General features: G+C 37.2%; 19 protein-coding genes. 3 read left to right on the forward strand and 16 right to left on the reverse strand.

Annotated elements, in window-relative coordinates:
- Window positions 1-307: 307 nt before the first annotated feature.
- From recJ to ABJH98_RS18145, 3 genes are read left to right on the forward strand one after another with little or no spacing between them, the layout of a single operon-like run.
- Window positions 308-1,999, forward strand: a complete 1,692-nt coding sequence (gene recJ / locus ABJH98_RS18135; RefSeq protein WP_348309192.1) for a single-stranded-DNA-specific exonuclease RecJ — start codon at window positions 308-310, stop codon at window positions 1,997-1,999.
- A 59-nt stretch (window positions 2,000-2,058) separates the two neighbouring features.
- Entirely contained in the window at window positions 2,059-2,790 is a 732-nt protein-coding gene (gene lptB / locus ABJH98_RS18140; protein WP_348309193.1) for an LPS export ABC transporter ATP-binding protein, read from the forward strand.
- 37 nt (window positions 2,791-2,827) lie between these two features.
- Window positions 2,828-4,312 carry a GH3 auxin-responsive promoter family protein gene (locus tag ABJH98_RS18145; protein ID WP_348309194.1) on the forward strand — a complete coding sequence of 495 codons (1,485 nt, stop codon included), beginning with the start codon at window positions 2,828-2,830 and terminating at the stop codon, window positions 4,310-4,312.
- Between the two features lie 3 nt (window positions 4,313-4,315).
- Here the strand turns inward: ABJH98_RS18145 and ABJH98_RS18150 are convergent, their stop codons facing one another.
- The 16 genes from ABJH98_RS18150 to ABJH98_RS18225 all read right to left on the reverse strand — a co-directional run bounded on the left by ABJH98_RS18150 (window position 4,316) and on the right by ABJH98_RS18225 (window position 16,223).
- On the reverse strand, window positions 4,316-4,969 hold the full coding sequence (locus ABJH98_RS18150; RefSeq protein ID WP_348309195.1) for a hypothetical protein: 654 nt from the start codon (window positions 4,967-4,969) through the stop codon (window positions 4,316-4,318).
- A 10-nt stretch (window positions 4,970-4,979) separates the two neighbouring features.
- Window positions 4,980-5,507 carry a hypothetical protein gene (locus ABJH98_RS18155; protein WP_348309196.1) on the reverse strand — a complete coding sequence of 176 codons (528 nt, stop codon included), beginning with the start codon at window positions 5,505-5,507 and terminating at the stop codon, window positions 4,980-4,982.
- 17 nt (window positions 5,508-5,524) lie between these two features.
- Window positions 5,525-6,676, reverse strand: a complete 1,152-nt coding sequence (locus ABJH98_RS18160) for a hypothetical protein (protein WP_348309197.1) — start codon at window positions 6,674-6,676, stop codon at window positions 5,525-5,527.
- Entirely contained in the window at window positions 6,673-7,185 is a 513-nt protein-coding gene (locus ABJH98_RS18165) for a hypothetical protein (RefSeq protein ID WP_348309198.1), read from the reverse strand. Before ABJH98_RS18165 ends, ABJH98_RS18160 begins: the two co-directional genes overlap by 4 nt.
- Window positions 7,172-7,768, reverse strand: a complete 597-nt coding sequence (locus ABJH98_RS18170) for an RNA polymerase sigma factor (RefSeq protein ID WP_348309199.1) — start codon at window positions 7,766-7,768, stop codon at window positions 7,172-7,174. Before ABJH98_RS18170 ends, ABJH98_RS18165 begins: the two co-directional genes overlap by 14 nt.
- Window positions 7,769-7,770: 2 nt before the next feature.
- Window positions 7,771-8,421 carry a methyltransferase domain-containing protein gene (locus ABJH98_RS18175; protein ID WP_348309200.1) on the reverse strand — a complete coding sequence of 217 codons (651 nt, stop codon included), beginning with the start codon at window positions 8,419-8,421 and terminating at the stop codon, window positions 7,771-7,773.
- The gene (locus tag ABJH98_RS18180) at window positions 8,418-9,248 is read right to left on the reverse strand and encodes a hypothetical protein (protein WP_348309201.1); all 831 of its coding nucleotides are present in this window, start codon (window positions 9,246-9,248) and stop codon (window positions 8,418-8,420) included. The genes ABJH98_RS18175 and ABJH98_RS18180 overlap by 4 nt, the downstream gene beginning before the upstream one ends.
- Window positions 9,249-9,315: 67 nt before the next feature.
- Complete coding sequence (atpG, locus tag ABJH98_RS18185; RefSeq protein WP_348309202.1) at window positions 9,316-10,215, reverse strand: ATP synthase F1 subunit gamma; 900 nt, start codon at window positions 10,213-10,215, stop codon at window positions 9,316-9,318.
- Between the two features lie 9 nt (window positions 10,216-10,224).
- Window positions 10,225-11,805 (reverse strand): F0F1 ATP synthase subunit alpha, encoded by a 1,581-nt coding sequence (atpA, locus tag ABJH98_RS18190; protein ID WP_348309203.1) that lies wholly within the window; start codon window positions 11,803-11,805, stop codon window positions 10,225-10,227.
- A 56-nt stretch (window positions 11,806-11,861) separates the two neighbouring features.
- Window positions 11,862-12,419, reverse strand: coding sequence for an ATP synthase F1 subunit delta (gene atpH / locus ABJH98_RS18195; protein WP_348309204.1), 558 nt, complete (start codon window positions 12,417-12,419; stop codon window positions 11,862-11,864).
- A 1-nt stretch (window position 12,420) separates the two neighbouring features.
- Window positions 12,421-12,915, reverse strand: a complete 495-nt coding sequence (gene atpF / locus ABJH98_RS18200) for a F0F1 ATP synthase subunit B (RefSeq protein ID WP_348309205.1) — start codon at window positions 12,913-12,915, stop codon at window positions 12,421-12,423.
- A 68-nt stretch (window positions 12,916-12,983) separates the two neighbouring features.
- A complete protein-coding gene (atpE, locus tag ABJH98_RS18205) occupies window positions 12,984-13,190 on the reverse strand; it encodes an ATP synthase F0 subunit C (protein ID WP_084373165.1) in 207 nt (68 codons plus the stop codon).
- A gap of 36 nt (window positions 13,191-13,226) precedes the next feature.
- The gene (gene atpB, locus ABJH98_RS18210; RefSeq protein ID WP_348309206.1) at window positions 13,227-14,312 is read right to left on the reverse strand and encodes a F0F1 ATP synthase subunit A; all 1,086 of its coding nucleotides are present in this window, start codon (window positions 14,310-14,312) and stop codon (window positions 13,227-13,229) included.
- A gap of 14 nt (window positions 14,313-14,326) precedes the next feature.
- A complete protein-coding gene (locus ABJH98_RS18215) occupies window positions 14,327-14,716 on the reverse strand; it encodes a hypothetical protein (protein ID WP_348309207.1) in 390 nt (129 codons plus the stop codon).
- Between the two features lie 202 nt (window positions 14,717-14,918).
- Entirely contained in the window at window positions 14,919-15,341 is a 423-nt protein-coding gene (locus ABJH98_RS18220; RefSeq protein WP_348309208.1) for a polymer-forming cytoskeletal protein, read from the reverse strand.
- 15 nt (window positions 15,342-15,356) lie between these two features.
- Window positions 15,357-16,223, reverse strand: coding sequence for a M23 family metallopeptidase (locus ABJH98_RS18225; RefSeq protein WP_348309209.1), 867 nt, complete (start codon window positions 16,221-16,223; stop codon window positions 15,357-15,359).
- Window positions 16,224-16,403 lie beyond the last annotated feature (180 nt).

Raw genomic sequence — 16,403 nt, forward strand, 5'->3', positions numbered from 1 at the left:
TTTTAAAAGTTTTTTAGGCTCGCCTTTCGACATTTTTTAACACTAATATCCAACGCCAAAAACCTAATCCTACCTCTCATCATGTCAATCTAAAAAGTACCTCTTTCAATACCCTTTCCCCTTAACGGGACGCAAAGATAAGAACACTTTGAAATCAAATCCAAGTGCTTATTAAAAGTTTTTTAAAGTTTCTTTCAATCAAAAATAAAACCACTGTTTAAAGCATGATAGGATACTTTGAGCTTCTGAATTATTTTATAACTTTATTCCAAGCAGTTGATGAGGATTACTTAAATAGCTTTGTTGTATGAATAAAGAATGGATCCTTAAAACTCGACCAGATGAAGAACAAATTAAAAATCTTCAATCTCAACTTCATCTTCCGGAAATTCTCTGCTCATTATTGATTCAAAGAGGAATCAATAACCTCGAAGATGCGCGTTCATTTTTCAGACCGGAACTTGCTGGATTGCACGATCCTTTTCTTATGAAGGATATGGACAAAGCTGTAGAGCGGTTGACCCAAGCCATTTTTGATGAAGAGAAAATATTAATTTATGGCGACTATGATGTAGACGGTACTACTAGCGTGGCTCTCGCTTATAATTTTCTTAAAGAGTTTTCTCCTAACATATTCACATATATACCAGATCGGTATACAGAAGGGTATGGCGTTTCCCGTAAGGGTGTACAATGGGCAGTGGATCACGATATTAATTTATTCATTACATTGGATTGCGGAATTCGAGCAGTCGAAAATATTCAATTGGCAAAAGACAATGGCATAGATGTCATTGTATGCGATCATCATTTACCAGGAGTAAAGTTGCCGCCAGCAATAGCGATTTTAGATCCCAAGCAATCTGATTGTACTTATCCCTATGATGAATTATCAGGATGTGGTATTGGGTATAAACTATTAGAAGCCTTTTCTATTCAAAATGGAATTGAAAATCACAAGCTACTTGACTTATTAGATTTAGTAGCTGTTAGTATCGCTTCAGATATAGTGCCTATCACGGGAGAGAATAGGCTGCTCGCCTGGTTCGGATTAAAAAAATTGAATAACTCTCCAATACCCGGTTTTGCAGCTTTGATTGAAAAAGCTGGCATGCAAATACCCATGAGTATCTCAGATGTAGTTTTTGGTATTGGTCCCAGAATTAATGCTGCTGGAAGAATTGGTCATGCTAAAACGGCGCTTGACTTATTAACACAGGAAACCAAAGAAGACGCATATGTATTTGCTGAAAAACTCAATCTGGAAAATAAAGAAAGAAGAAATTATGACGAAAGCATTACAACTACTGCTCTGGAAATGATTCAAGCAGATGGGCTTAAAGAAAAAAATAGCACGGTTTTATTTAAGAAGGATTGGCATAAGGGAGTAATAGGGATAGTCGCATCGAGATGCATCGAACATTATTATAAGCCTACTATTATTATGACTGAGTCGAATGGCAAAATCACAGGCTCTGCAAGGTCGGTCAATGGATTTGATATCTATACTGCACTTGAACAATGTAGTGAGCATTTAATTCAATTTGGAGGACATAAATACGCCGCGGGACTTACTATGGAGCTGGATCAATTAGAGAATTTCAAGTCGGCATTCGAAGTTTCAGTAACCGAACTGATTGAAGAAAAACAAAAAACGCCTATCATCGATATAGATCTAGAAATAGATCTCGAAGACATTGATTTCAAAATGTTTGGTATCCTAAAGCAATTGGGACCCTTTGGACCACAAAATATGCAGCCCGTTTTTTGCAGTAGAAATGTGTTTTTGAAAAAAGAGGCACGAGTATTGAAAGAAAAACATCTTAAATTATTTATTTCACAAGCAGGCACCACAAACAATTTTGATGTTATAGGATTTGGGCTTGGCCATTTTCACAATCAGTTGGATGCCCCATTTGATATAGTTTATACTATTGAAGAAAACCACTATAAAGGACAGACGACTTTACAGCTTATGCTTAAGGATATAAGAGTTTGAGTCTGATTAAATTGAATTATTATCATTAAAATTGCTGAACGCTAAAGTAAGTACCAAATATGCAGCTTAGGGCAGAGAACTTAGTCAAGAAATACAAAAGTAGAACAGTTGTAAAAGGCATTTCCGTAAAGGTGAATCAAGGTGAGATCGTAGGTCTTCTTGGACCGAATGGAGCAGGAAAAACTACAAGTTTTTACATGACTGTTGGTTTGATCAAGCCTAATAGTGGTCATATCTATTTAGACGATCAGGATATCACTGATCTACCCATGTATAAGAGATCCAAGCTTGGGATTGGTTACCTAGCACAAGAAGCTTCAGTATTTAGAAAACTAACTGTAGAAGAAAATATTCTTGCAGTGCTCGAAATGAAGAATTTCACCAAAAAGGAGCAAAAGGAAAAGGCAGAAGCGCTGATGGAAGAGTTTAGTTTAACTCATGTCCGCAACAATTTTGGAATTGCTCTATCTGGAGGAGAGCGAAGGAGAACAGAAATAGCAAGAGCATTGGCCATTGACCCAAACTTCGTTTTGTTAGACGAACCATTTGCTGGGGTAGACCCTATTGCTGTGGAAGAAATACAAACGGTAGTTGCGCAATTAAAAAATAAGAACATTGGTATATTGATTACGGATCACAATGTCCAAGAAACTTTGTCCATAACAGATCGAGCTTATTTAATGTTTGAAGGCCAACTACTAAAATCAGGGACAGCCGAAGAACTTGCTGCAGACGAACAGGTACGTCGTGTATACTTGGGAAGACATTTTGAACTGAAAAGAAAAATCTAACTACGTGCCTCTTTTTAATTCCATCCTCACTTGGGTCATGAGAAAGCGAATCCATCAAATGGAGCTTTTCATGAAGTACCCTCACGAAGTTCAGAAAGAAATCCTGACTCGATTGCTTCATTCTGCCAAGGATACTGAGTTCGGCAAAAAGTACGATTTCAAGAATATCAAAACCTATGAGCAATACAAGGAAATAGTACCCGTGCAAGCTTATGAAGCACTCTATCCATATATTGAAAGACGAATGAAAGGAGAGCAAAAGCTACTCTGGCCTTCTGATATCAAATGGTTTGCTAAATCCTCTGGGACGACCAATGCTCGAAGCAAATTTATTCCTGTTTCTCCAGAGGCTCTGGAAGACTGCCATTTCAAAGGTGGAAAAGATTTGATATCTATCTACGTCAATAACAATCCTGAAACACAAATGTTTACTGGAAAAGGACTGGCGATTGGTGGTAGTCACCAACTCAATGAATTTGACCCGAACCACGAATCTCATTACGGGGATGTTTCTGCGGTAATCATGCAGAATTTGCCAATTTGGGCGCAGTTTATTCGCACACCGTCCTTGGATGTAGCTCTCATGGACAAATGGGAAGAGAAAATCGAAAAAATGGCGGAGTCCACTGCCAATGAAAATGTAACTAACATCTCTGGAGTGCCCACCTGGACTATTCCTTTGATAAAGAGAATTAAAGAAATAAAAGGCACAGACAACATACTGAATGTATGGCCAAACTTGGAGGTATTCTTTCACGGTGCGGTTGCATTTGGCCCCTATCGTTCATTGTTCAATGAATTGATTCCTTCGGATCAAATGAATTACGTAGAAACTTATACTGCTTCTGAAGGTTTTTTTGGCATTCAGGATCGATCAGATTCGGATGAATTACTATTGATGCTAGACTATGGGATTTTTTATGAATTTATTCCATATGATGAAATTCACAAAGAGCATCCAAAGACATTGGGATTGAATGAGGTAAAACTGGGTGAGATTTATGCCATGGTCATATCTACTAATGCTGGCTTATGGAGATACAGCATAGGGGATACTATCAAGTTTACATCACTAGATCCATATCGCATTAAAATAGCAGGTAGAACTAAGCATTTTATTAATGCTTTTGGTGAAGAACTAGTGGTTGAAAATGCGGAGACTGCTATCACTCACGCTTGCGAGATGACAGGAGCAGTCATTGAAAACTTCACTGCAGCACCCATTCACTTCACAGATAAAACGAGTGGCGGTCACGAATGGATAATCGAATTTCAGAAATGCCCAGATAGTTTGGAGAGATTCACTACCATACTAGATGAAAAACTGAGAGAGGTAAATTCAGACTATGATGCCAAACGGCACAAAGATATCGCACTAAAAATGCCAAAACTTCATTCTGCCGAGCCAGGCACATTTTATGAATGGATGAAAAGAAGAGGCAAGTTAGGTGGTCAAAATAAAGTACCGAGGCTGGCAAATGATCGCCAATACTTGGACGACATTCTAACCATGCTTAGCTAAGCTTTAAAATTTCCCGACCTGAATCGATACTACTCCAGAATAACCAGACAAATCTTCGTCGTTAAGATTTTCTAATGTTGATCCTCTGATGAGTCTATAACCAACTCCAAATCCTAATCTAAAATGATGGGATATGTTTAATTCTAACAATGCGGAAGGTTCGAACACAAAAAAGGATGTACTTTCTAAAGTAAAGTCATTATCGCCACTGGGTAGTTCAAAATAATTATGGTCTGATACATCCAACTGTCCAGCTCCTACAATCATAGGTACACTCAAATGGATAATTTCCTTAGAAAATACTTTAAAACCAATGAGCATTCCTGCATAGCCTCCATACAAATTCAATTCTCTAATCTCTTCATTTTCTGGATCAAAACCTTCAAACTGAGACTCGGTTGCGAGTCCATAACCCCCAACACCTAACATCACATTTTTATTGATCAAAATCCCACCATAAGCACCTATAATGAGCGCTTGTTGATCTACTACATCTCCAACACAGAAATCTAAATTACCAAACCCTGTGATGTCCTTTTCTTTGCCAATCAATGATTTAATTTCATCATTTTTGGATTTATCAACATATTGCTGTGCGTGAGCCAATGACACCATTGACCAGCTTAATATAATTACGATATATTTCAATTTATACATGATGGATGATTTAGAAAACGTACTTGATTGCAATTGAGGCGTCCCAGAAGTCACCTTTGATCTTTCTAAATCCTACGTAGTTTAGGTAAGGTTTCAAATCTAAACTGAGCGTAATCGGAACACTAAGCATCCGGTATTCGATTCCAATCATACCATCAATTCCCATGGTTAGGTAATTTTTGTTGTCATATTCAAATGATGCAGGGTCTGTATTAGTGAGTGTCTTATCTATTCCTCCATGTTTTTCAGAGCCAACATGCCCGCCAACACCATAATAGAAATAAAAATTATCATTGAATGATACGCGCATAGGTTGATGCAATAAATACATGACAGTAAGTTGAATACCATTTTTTCTATTGCTTACAATAGCTTCAATGGCCTGTTCATCCACTATGAATTTCTTAAATGTCAAACCAGAACTACCACCAAGTCTGACTCCTGCAGAACGATCATATTGTTGAGCTTGAGTTTGTTTTAAAAAAAAGACAGACAGCATGATTAGGCACACTGTTTTAAATAATATTTTTTGCTTCATTGAGTTTTAGACCTTGATTAGTTTTTATTGGTAATACCTCCAGTCTCTTCTAGGTATATGGTTATTTCACCAGATTCACCTTCAATATTTACCTGGCTTTGTTTTGATTTTATCATCCCAACTGAACCAGTAAGAATTATTATTTTGTCGTTTTCACTACTTCTGGTTTTATTCATACCCATGAAATTAGAAGTTAAATACATCCGATCCTCTCGCCCCGTGAGCGTAGCAGCAAAATAGGAGCCCATATCCAGACTTAGATTAATGTCTGCTGTTTTGCCTTTCAAGTTTACAAGATTGAAATTACTATTGATGCTATGAATCAATAGATCTCCGTAATTGAGTTCCATGTCTATTCGATCCAACATACTATCTATCAATATGTTGGAAAAACTGGAATATCCTCTTACAGCAGTAGCTTTTTCCAAATGAATTTTATCATTGCGAGAGTCCACTTTCAAACTTTGCACTTCTTTTACATCAAATGTGGATGAGCTACTTGTAAGCACCAGATCTCCTCCTTTTCTAAGAACCAATTCCGCACCTTTCAATTCCAAAAACGCTTTGTCCAATTTTTTAATTCTGGCTTTGCAGAAGCTCAAATTCAATTTGGTTGTTCCTGTCAATTCATCTGCTTTAAAATCACCATGAGCTACAGTAATCGTTGATTCCTGAGCAAGGCTTTCCACATAAACATCTCCATACTTGTTATCCAATTTCAAAGCAGCATGCTTTGGAATAGTCAATTGATAATCGATACTGATTTTATTCTTGCTGATAAGTGTTTTGGAATAGTCACCTAGGCTATTAATAACTTCTTTGAAGACACTTGAATTGCGATCTAATACGGTTTCAATGGTTAGCACATCTCCAAAATTGGTAAAATCCACATCCACACGCTCCATATTCTTAGATAGTGTTTCATCATTTTTACCATAGGCCGTTATTTTCACTTCGACTTGTACGGAGTCCTTATCCCAGGTTTCCAAAATTACCTGACCATACTTATTGGTCAGTTCTACAGTAGATTTTGCATCAACTTTAAAAGACTGAGATATGTTTTTTACCAAAGTTCTCGACTGAGCGTGAGTTACATATGCTGTCAACATTACTCCAATCAAAATCAGAATGGCCTTACCCCAAACACGATATGTGCTTTGCTCTGTCATAGTTCTTTTCTCTCCTCAAGTTGCTCAATGATTTGCTCTAATATTTCCAGCTTGATTTTGTAATTATCAATCATGGCATGAATCACTTCTTCATTGTCAGCGTTATCTTTCAAATCAGTTTTCAATTCATTGAATGCCAGATCCAAAGCTTCCATGTTTCGAAATACTTCCTGCTCAGCACCACGATCTAGTTTTGATATTTCTGCAACCCTGGTTGCAATCAATTCTCCATAATAATATTCTGCCTCCTGCAATTCGGTGCTCATCATTACTTCTTGTGACTGGTTTTTCCAATTGACCCAACTCATATACGTCACTGACCCAAAGACCAGCAAAAAAACAGCAGCAGATCTCCAAACATATTTGAGTGGAATTACTACGCTTTTTGATTCCTTCTTGGCTTGATCCAATTGATCCGAGATTGTATACCAATCCTCTTTTGGATAATCGTATACTTCGAAAGCATCACGATTTACATCAATAAAGTTTTTTAAATCATTCGTTTCCATAGCTGCGGAATTTTTTAGTTTTCAACAAATCACGAATCTTCTGTTTCGCTTTGCTGTATTGAGATTTTGATGCAGATTCAGAAATAGCCAATATCTGACTGATCTCCTTATGATCATATCCTTCAAACAAATAAAGATTAAATACAGTCCTACATCCGTCTGATATTTGTTCCAAAGCCTTCATTATTGCTTGTGCTTCGTGCCCAATGATTTCGTGATCTATTGTCTCATCTTCAATTGAAGGATCCACGTTCTCATCAATAGATATCGCAAAAATCCGTTTCTTTTTGATGGCATTTATACATTTGTTAACTGTTATTCTTTTGATCCAGGCACTAAAAGTGCTTAGTTCTTTGAGATTATGTATTTTCATAAACGCCTCAACAAAAGCATCCTGCAATAAATCACGAGCTTCATCCTCATCATTCATCATTCGTCGGCAGATGTTGTACATTGCACCAGCATAAAGTTTGTACAATTCATTCTGAGCCACGCGGTCACCTGCCTTGCATTGCACAATGAGTTTAGTATGTATGTCGTACTGAATATTTTTCACTTCTGCTTCTGAATACTTTATAGACATGTCTATTTAAGAATGGTTTCCATTTTAGAGACTTCTTTTTGGTAGACAGCACTAAAAATAAACTTTGAAAAAAAATCGGCTTGAGAAATATTCATAAATCCAGACTTCTCTATTGCATTATTAATGTCTTTTAAATTATTACTTTCTAAACCTGTCGTCAACTTAAAAAAAACATGCATCAATTTTGCTAGCTCTATTTGCCACCATTTTCCACGAATATTCTGAAAATCAGAGACCAGTAAATAACTCTTTTCATTCATTAAATTATTGATGTGGTTCAAATGACTCTTCAATGATTGCTCTTTGAAAAGATCCAAAAAGAAGAAACAGCAAATTGTATTGAAATTTTCTTTTGACTTAAAAGACTCAAATCCAATTTGATGAAAACGCACCTTCAAATTAATGGCTTTCAAAGCATGTTTTTTTGCCTTTTCGATCATTCTACTTGATGGTTCGATAAAATCGATTGCTATAGGTATTTCTAATTGAGCCATTGCTTTAAGAATCAGTCCACTACCACCACCAATGATCAATATTCGATCATTTGCTTTTATCAACGGAAGAAAATGTGCTTGAGACTTAAGGATATTGCCTAGGAAAACCCACCTGGCCAATGTATCATACAACCAAGCTATACGATTATAACTTTTCAAAACAAAAAGATGACACCAGGAAGTAAAAAAACTAAATCACCTATCCAACGAAATCTCTCGTGTTGTTTGAACCAAGTAGGAAAAAAGTAGATCGACGCAAGCAAGATTGACATACCAATAAAAATCAATTGTAATGCAAACTGATCATTTGAAAATATAAAAAAGTGGGAACATGTAATGACAATACCTTGTGTTAAAAGCAAAAATCTAATATGGCTCATCGTTCTAATCACTCCAAAATGTGTAGCCCAGGATTGATGACCATCTTGGGTGTCATGTCCTACTTCATAGTAAGAAAATAACAAAAGGTTGATTGAGGCCATCAACACTGTTTGCGCGAATAGCAAAAAAATAGAAGAGTCAAGGTTAATCCCTAATGAAAAACTTCCCAAAAATATTCCACAAGCGTAGAGTACCGCAATGAATATTTCCTTGGCAAAATAAATTTTAAACAGCCAAATGGACAAAAAATAGAGTCCTACGAGTCCTAGCAATACGCAACCATAAATCAATGTTTCATAAGGAAGGAAAAACAAAAGTCGCAACCCAAAACAGGCCACGAGTACGAACACAATGAAAATTAGTTTGCGATATTTTTTGTGAAAAGCATGCCGTTCCATACTGGGTTCTCGATCCAGACTGTTGCCATCAATCAGATGATCCAGCGTATAAATCAACCAAATACAAGACCCAAGTGCAGCTGGAATGCTCCAATTCATATCGACACCCGCTACTCTCCCTACTGCCAATGTAAAAATGACCCCACCTGCCACCACATCGAGTGATAGCCATCTTATAACTGATAATATTGATTTAAATAAGGTCACTATACAATCTAAAACAAAAAAGGCTGAACTTAAATAAGCTCAGCCTTTCATCTATGTATTTATAATCTTATCCATCACTGGCCAATGCCTCAGCACCACCTACGATTTCAAGGATTTCCTTAGTAATAGCTGCCTGACGCGTTCTGTTATAAGCCAATTTCAAGGCTTTCAACATTTCTCCAGCATTATCAGTAGCTTGATCCATAGCAGTCATTCGAGCACCATGCTCAGAAGCATTTGACTCTAGTGCTGCTTTATAGAACTGAACTTTCAATGATTTAGGCACCAACTCTTCAAGCATATAATCCTTTGAGGGCTGGTAGATATATTCCTGAGTGGTGAAACTAGAAGTTGATTCTTCTTCAGATTCTTCGACAGCAGCTACTGGCAAGAATTGCTCAACTTGCAAGATCTGAGTCGCTACATTCTTGAATTCGTTGTAAACCAGCTCAACCTTATCGTAAGCACCTTCTACGAATGACTTCATAACATACTCGGCTGCTACTTTCGACTGTTCGAAAGTTAAGTCACCAAATATCCCATAATAGTTGTCGATTACTTGATAGTTACGTTTAGAGAAAAATTCAAAGGATTTTTTACCTAATGGCAAAATATGCACACCATCGTGTTTCTCCTCATAAGAATACTTCTCTTTTATCAAGTTGACTGTTGCTTTGAAAACATTGTTGTTGAACGCTCCGCAAAGTCCTCTATCAGAAGAGATCACTACAAGAAGTACGTTATTTACTTCTCGCTCCTGACCATAAATATTATCAGAATTATCGTCCATTCCAGCAGACACATTCTGCAATAAGCCAGTCAGCTTTTGCGAATAAGGTCGCATTTGTGTGATCTTGTCCTGTGCTCTTTTCAGTTTAGCAGCAGCTACCATTTTCATGGCACTGGTGATCTGCTGAGTCGAGGTGACAGAAGATATTCTGTTTTTTACTTCTTTTAAATTAGCCATTGCAGCTTATTAGTTTTCAAATCTTGTAGCTACTTCTTTCGCTACTTCGCCCAATTTCGTTGTCGTAGCCTCATCGAATTTACCTGCACCAAGTGCGGTTAAGATATCTTCGTTTTGAGTTCTCATTACAGTAATGAACTCAGTCTGATACGCTCTAGCTTTATCTACAGGTACTTTATCCATAAATCCTTTAGTAGATGCGTAGATAATTGCTACTTGCTCACTTACTGGAATTGGAGAGTATTGTCCCTGCTTTAAGATTTCCTGATTTTTCTGCCCTCTTGAAATTACCAAACGAGTAGCGTTATCCAAATCAGACCCAAATTTAGCGAAAGCTTCAAGCTCTCTAAATTGTGCTTGATCCAGTTTCAAAGTACCAGCTACTTTCTTCATTGACTTAATCTGAGCAGAACCTCCTACTCTTGATACAGAGATTCCCACGTTAATTGCTGGTCTGATACCAGAGTTAAATAAGTTAGTTTCCAAGAAGATTTGACCATCAGTAATCGAAATTACGTTAGTCGGAATATAAGCAGAAACGTCACCCGCTTGTGTTTCAATAATTGGAAGTGCTGTCAAGGATCCACCACCTTTTACTTTACCTTTCAATGACTCAGGTAAGTCATTCATGTCTTTTGCGATGTCATCATTGTCGTTGACCTTCGCAGCTCTTTCTAATAATCTTGAGTGAAGATAGAATACATCACCAGGATATGCCTCACGTCCTGGTGGTCTTCTCAATAGCAAAGAAACTTCACGATATGCTACAGCTTGCTTAGACAAATCATCATATATCACTAATGCTGGACGACCAGTATCTCTGAAGAACTCACCAACAGCTGCACCAGTAAATGGAGCAAAGAACTGCATTGGAGCAGGATCAGAAGCCGAAGCAGAAACAATTACAGTGTAATCCATTGCACCAGCTTTATCCAAAGCAGCATAGATACCAGCCACAGTTGATGCTTTTTGACCTACGGCAACGTAGATACAAAATACAGGCTCTCCTTTGTCATAAAATTCCTTTTGGTTGATGATGGTATCGATCGCCACAGCAGTCTTACCTGTCTGACGGTCACCAATGATCAACTCTCTTTGGCCTCTTCCAATTGGAATCATAGAATCGATAGAAGTAATACCCGTTTGAAGCGGTTCATCAACTGGCTGTCTAAAGATAACACCAGGAGCTTTACGCTCTAATGGCATTTCGTAAAGATCTCCAGCTACAGGACCTTTTCCATCGATAGGATTTCCCAAAGTATCAATCACTCTACCACACAAACCATCACCGGCTTTGATAGAAGCAATTTGTTTAGTTCTTTTTACGGTATCACCTTCTTTTACACCAGAAGATTCACCTAGTAATACAGCTCCTACGTTGTCTTCTTCCAAGTTCAAAACCATGGCTTTCAAGCCATTTTCAAACTCCAAAAGTTCACCTGACTGTGCTTCAGTCAAACCGTAGATTCTGGCTACACCATCACCTACTTGTAGTACTGTACCTATTTCTTCTAATTCAGTTTCTGTTCTGAAGTTCGAGAGTTGTTCTCTCAATATCGATGAAACTTCATCTGGTCTTACATCTGCCATTACTGTAGTTAATTTTAGATCTTTTAATATCTTATTGAAATATCACCATGTGGTGATTATATTTTACTATGGTAGCCTTTATCAACAAACTGAAGTCTTAACTCTTTCAACTTGCCACTCACACTATCATCTATTTGTTTATCACCTATTTTTAAAATAAATCCACCGACTAATTCTGGATTTGTCTTTTCGGTAAGTACCACATCGCTATTTGTGATCTTTTTCACGATGTCACTAATATCTTTTCTAATTGCATCTGAAATCGGATGTACCGTAGTAATAGTACTTTCAACGATGCCTTTAAAAGTATAATACTGTGATTTAAAAGCTGCTGCCACCTCTGGCAAATACATTTCTCTATTTTTCTTTGCTAGAATATCGAAAATCGACATGGTCAAATCATTGACTTTGCCTTTGAAAATCTCCTTGAGGATAGCTAGCTTTTTGTAGTGGCCTATGATCGGGTTTTTCAACATCAATACCAGGTCATGATTGTTTTTACACACTTCCGTAAAAAGCTCCATGTCGGCTACTACCTTTTCTAGACTCTTTTTTTCTTCAGCTAGTTCAAGAAGAGATTTTGCATATCTTGATGCTATCCTAAACTCTGACATATCAGTTTACTTTTATGTCTTTTACCAAATCTTTTACTAAAGTCTCTTGAGCCTTTTTGTCGGCCAAGCTGTTTTTCAAGACTTTCTCAGCAATATCCAATGACAATTCAGCTACCAAGTTTTTCACATCCGCCAAAGCTGCATTTTTCTCAGTGTTGATCACTGCCTTTGCATCTTCTATCATTTTTGCTGTGATCTTAGATGTATCTTCTTTTGCATCTTCCTTAATTTGGCTAGCAATTTGAGTTGCATCCTTGATCATATTATCTCTTTCAATTCGAGCTTCTTCAAGCAAATACTCGTTGTCTTGCTTAAGCTCTTCAATTTTCTTTTTGGCATTTTCTGCCGCGTCTAAAGAGTCTTGAATAAATGACTCTCTTGTTCTCAACGCATCTGTGATTGGTCTCCAAACGAAAGCAGCCAATATTCCAAATACCGCTAAAAATATGACGGTCTGCCAAATGATAAGTCCAATTCCGGGGGTAACTAATTCCATTATATTTTTTTTAATTGAAATAAGACCTGGCCCTGATGCCTAATGCAAACAGAGCCAAGTCAGAAAAATTAATTTCCTGCGTTTACAGACATAAAGCCAATTACTGCAGCAAACAAGGCAACACCTTCAATCAAGGCTGCTGCGATAATCATTGCTGTTTGAACTTTACCAGCTGCTTCAGGTTGTCTAGCGATACTTTCAGTTGCTCCTTTACCGATCATTCCGATACCAAGACCTGCTCCTAGTACTGCTAATCCTGCTCCTATTGCTCCCATTACAGTTAATTTATATGGTTAAAAAAAATAATTTTCTTAATGATGTTCTTCTACTGCTTGCCCGAAATACATCGAGGTCAGTAAGGTAAATACATAAGCCTGTAAAAGCGCTACAAATAGCTCCAACATGTTCATCACTGTAGCGAACGCGGTGGAGGCTACTCCTACGGCCAAACTCTGCGTAATGAAAGTCAAACTTATGATACTCAATATAATAATGTGCCCTGCAGTGATGTTCGCAAACAAACGAACCATCAACGAGAAAGGCTTTGTTAAAATACCAATGATTTCAATTGGCCAAAGAATTAAATACAATGGCAATTTGGCTATCCATGGCATACTATTACCTAATGGATCTAAAATATGCAACCAGTAAGTTTTTCTTCCTGACGCTAAAGTGATGATCAACGTCAACACAGACAAAGTCAACGTAACAGCAATATTCCCTGTCAAGTTTGCTGCCGCGGGCAAAAGCCCTAGTAGATTACCAAACCAAATGAAGAAAAATAAAGTCAACAGATAAGGCAAATACTTTTCGTATTTAGGACCTATGTTTGGCTTGACAATTTCATCTCTTACATAAATAATGATCGGCTCAAAAAATGACTGCACACCTCTAGGTGCACGCTTGGCATTTTTCTTATACCCTCTAGCCACTGCTAAAAATATCAATATCATAACTGAGGCATTGATAAGTAACATGGCTACATTCTTAGTTATAGAAAGGTCTAATGGATGAGCATTGGTGATTCCACCTGCCTCATCATATTCTAGAGTCCCTTCGGCATCTGTTTTATAGATATGCTCATGCGCATTGAAATAATAGTTGCCATTACTTTCTACTGCATCCTGACCATGATGAAATTCAGATGACATGAAAACTTGAAGCCCGTTGTCCCACAATATAACTGGCAATGGAATACTGACTGCATGTACTTCACCATTATCATCTTTGAGATCAAAAAGATGCCAATCATGTGCATCCATGATATGATGATTGATCATTGTACTTGGGTCAAATTTCTCGCCCTCTTTCGTTTCTCCTGCAAAACTTGCCTGTGATACAAACAGACCGAAAACCATTAATAAAATGCTGATTTTCAGATGCTTAAATGTTGTCATAATTCGACCGTTAATCATGTATTTTGATCTTGACTTGAATTTCGTCGCAAGTTAGACAATAAGGCTGTGATTTCAAACACTACGTAGATTAAATAGACAACCATAAAATTGATAACGAACAACGCTGAATTTTCAGGGTACTTGATCAGGTAAAACATCACCGTAAAAAGTGACACCAAAAATCTCAAACCAAGTCCCACTAATGGAAGAATTGCCTGCTCAATATTCGGATTTTTCGCTACCAACAAATAGGTAATGTGTATGCTGGTGTACAGAAACCACAAAAACCCTAAGATTTGATAGATCGCTGGGTGAACAAATGAAAATTCGAACACCTCTAAAAGACAATAGCTTATTAGAATTAAAATCCCTGTGAAAACAGAGATTTTAGACAATTCCTTCATGGATTAATTTTTTGGGAGTTTTCGAAATAAATTGATCAATGCTCCTGCTATACCAAGCATTATCCCAATTAATGTTAGGATTGATTCGTATTGAAAATACTCATCTAATTTATTGCCAAGCCAATACCCAACAATGATAAAGCCAAGCATTTCAAAAGCCATCCCTGAAAATTTTAAATAGGAAAGGGGCTGATCTTCCTCTTTATTCGGCTTTGAGGAGTTTTGATTTTCCTTCTGGGGTATCTCCAATTTGAATTTCTTTAATAGTTACTCCCATTTTACATCCACCGTTGAAGGTAGCGCCAGATTCCACAATCAACTTATTAGTAATGATGTCTCCATTAATGATGGCTGATGGCTTGAGTATCAATAATTCTGACACTTCCACTTTTCCAGTCACATGACCTGCTATTTCAGCATTCTGAGCTACTAAGTTGCCTTCAATGTGTGAGGAATGTCCACAAGCAGCTTTGGATTTAGTTTTCATGTTGCCAACTATCTTTCCTTCCACTCGGATATTTCCGTAAGTTTCGATGTCACCATTTAATGTGGTTCCTTTACCAATGATATTACTTGAATTGCTAAGTTCTTCCACTTCTTTAATTTCTTGCTTATTATTAAACATAAGTACAGGTGTTTATTAAAATCTAATCAATTCCTCTGGGTTAATGGGATTGCCATTGTACCACAGTTCAAAATGCAAATGCGGGCCTGAAGTGAGCTCACCAGTGTTGCCAATGATAGACACAACTTCTCCTGCGGTCACAAAATTACCTACGTTTTTCAACAAATCCGAATTATGCTTGTACATAGAGATCAAATTGCCTCTGTGTTGAATAGCCATGACATAGCCACTATCCTGAGTCCAGGACGCAAAAATAACTGTGCCATCGGCTACTGATTTCACTGGTTCATCTTGCTTGGCAACTATATCAATTGCCAAATGATCGATTTGCGGATCGAAGTGTTCTGATACAATCCCGTCGACTGGTTTAAATAGAAAGAAATCTTGCAATTCATCAGACAATCGATTGTCAGTCAATTGAAACTCTAATCCCCCTTTTTCAAATTCCTCCCTAAATTGGGAATCAATCGGATTGATGACTTGAGACTCAACTATCTCTGTTATTTCACTGCTTTCTATGGTGCCAGAATTGTCCACATCGGTATATTGGGCATCCTCACCGGACATAATAGTTTTAATATTAGCTATAAATTCATCCTTTATATCTACTTCATTTTTAAGGGAATCAACTCTTGTAGCTAACTCCATGACTTCTTTGGTCGCTTTTAATTCAGCAAATCTGGGATCAAACCATGCCTCGAGTAATGAAGTAGATAAGTAAAAGCTCAATCCAAAAAAAGCAAAAAAGGATAGCACCAAAACCAAAATAATCTTTGAATAAGTAAAACTATAGGTGGATTTTTCCGCAAAATTCTCCTCATTTCTTATGATGAGTAAATATTTGGTTGTTAGTCGATTTGATAAAGTTCTTTTTTGTTCCAAGGAATTTGCTTCTGATTTGCGGTAAAAATATATATTAATAGATATTTAGTAAGCCAATATTGTATTAATTGCAATTGAATTGGCGTTTATTCGAAAACATTGAATTTGATCCATCGAAGTATAAAGTTATTGCTCGGCCTTGCCGTTATTTTGTGTTCCTGTGCTCCGGAAAAAAATAAC

This window comes from Reichenbachiella sp., assembly GCF_039969095.1.
In the GTDB taxonomy this organism is placed as follows: Bacteria; Bacteroidota; Bacteroidia; order Cytophagales; family Cyclobacteriaceae; genus Reichenbachiella.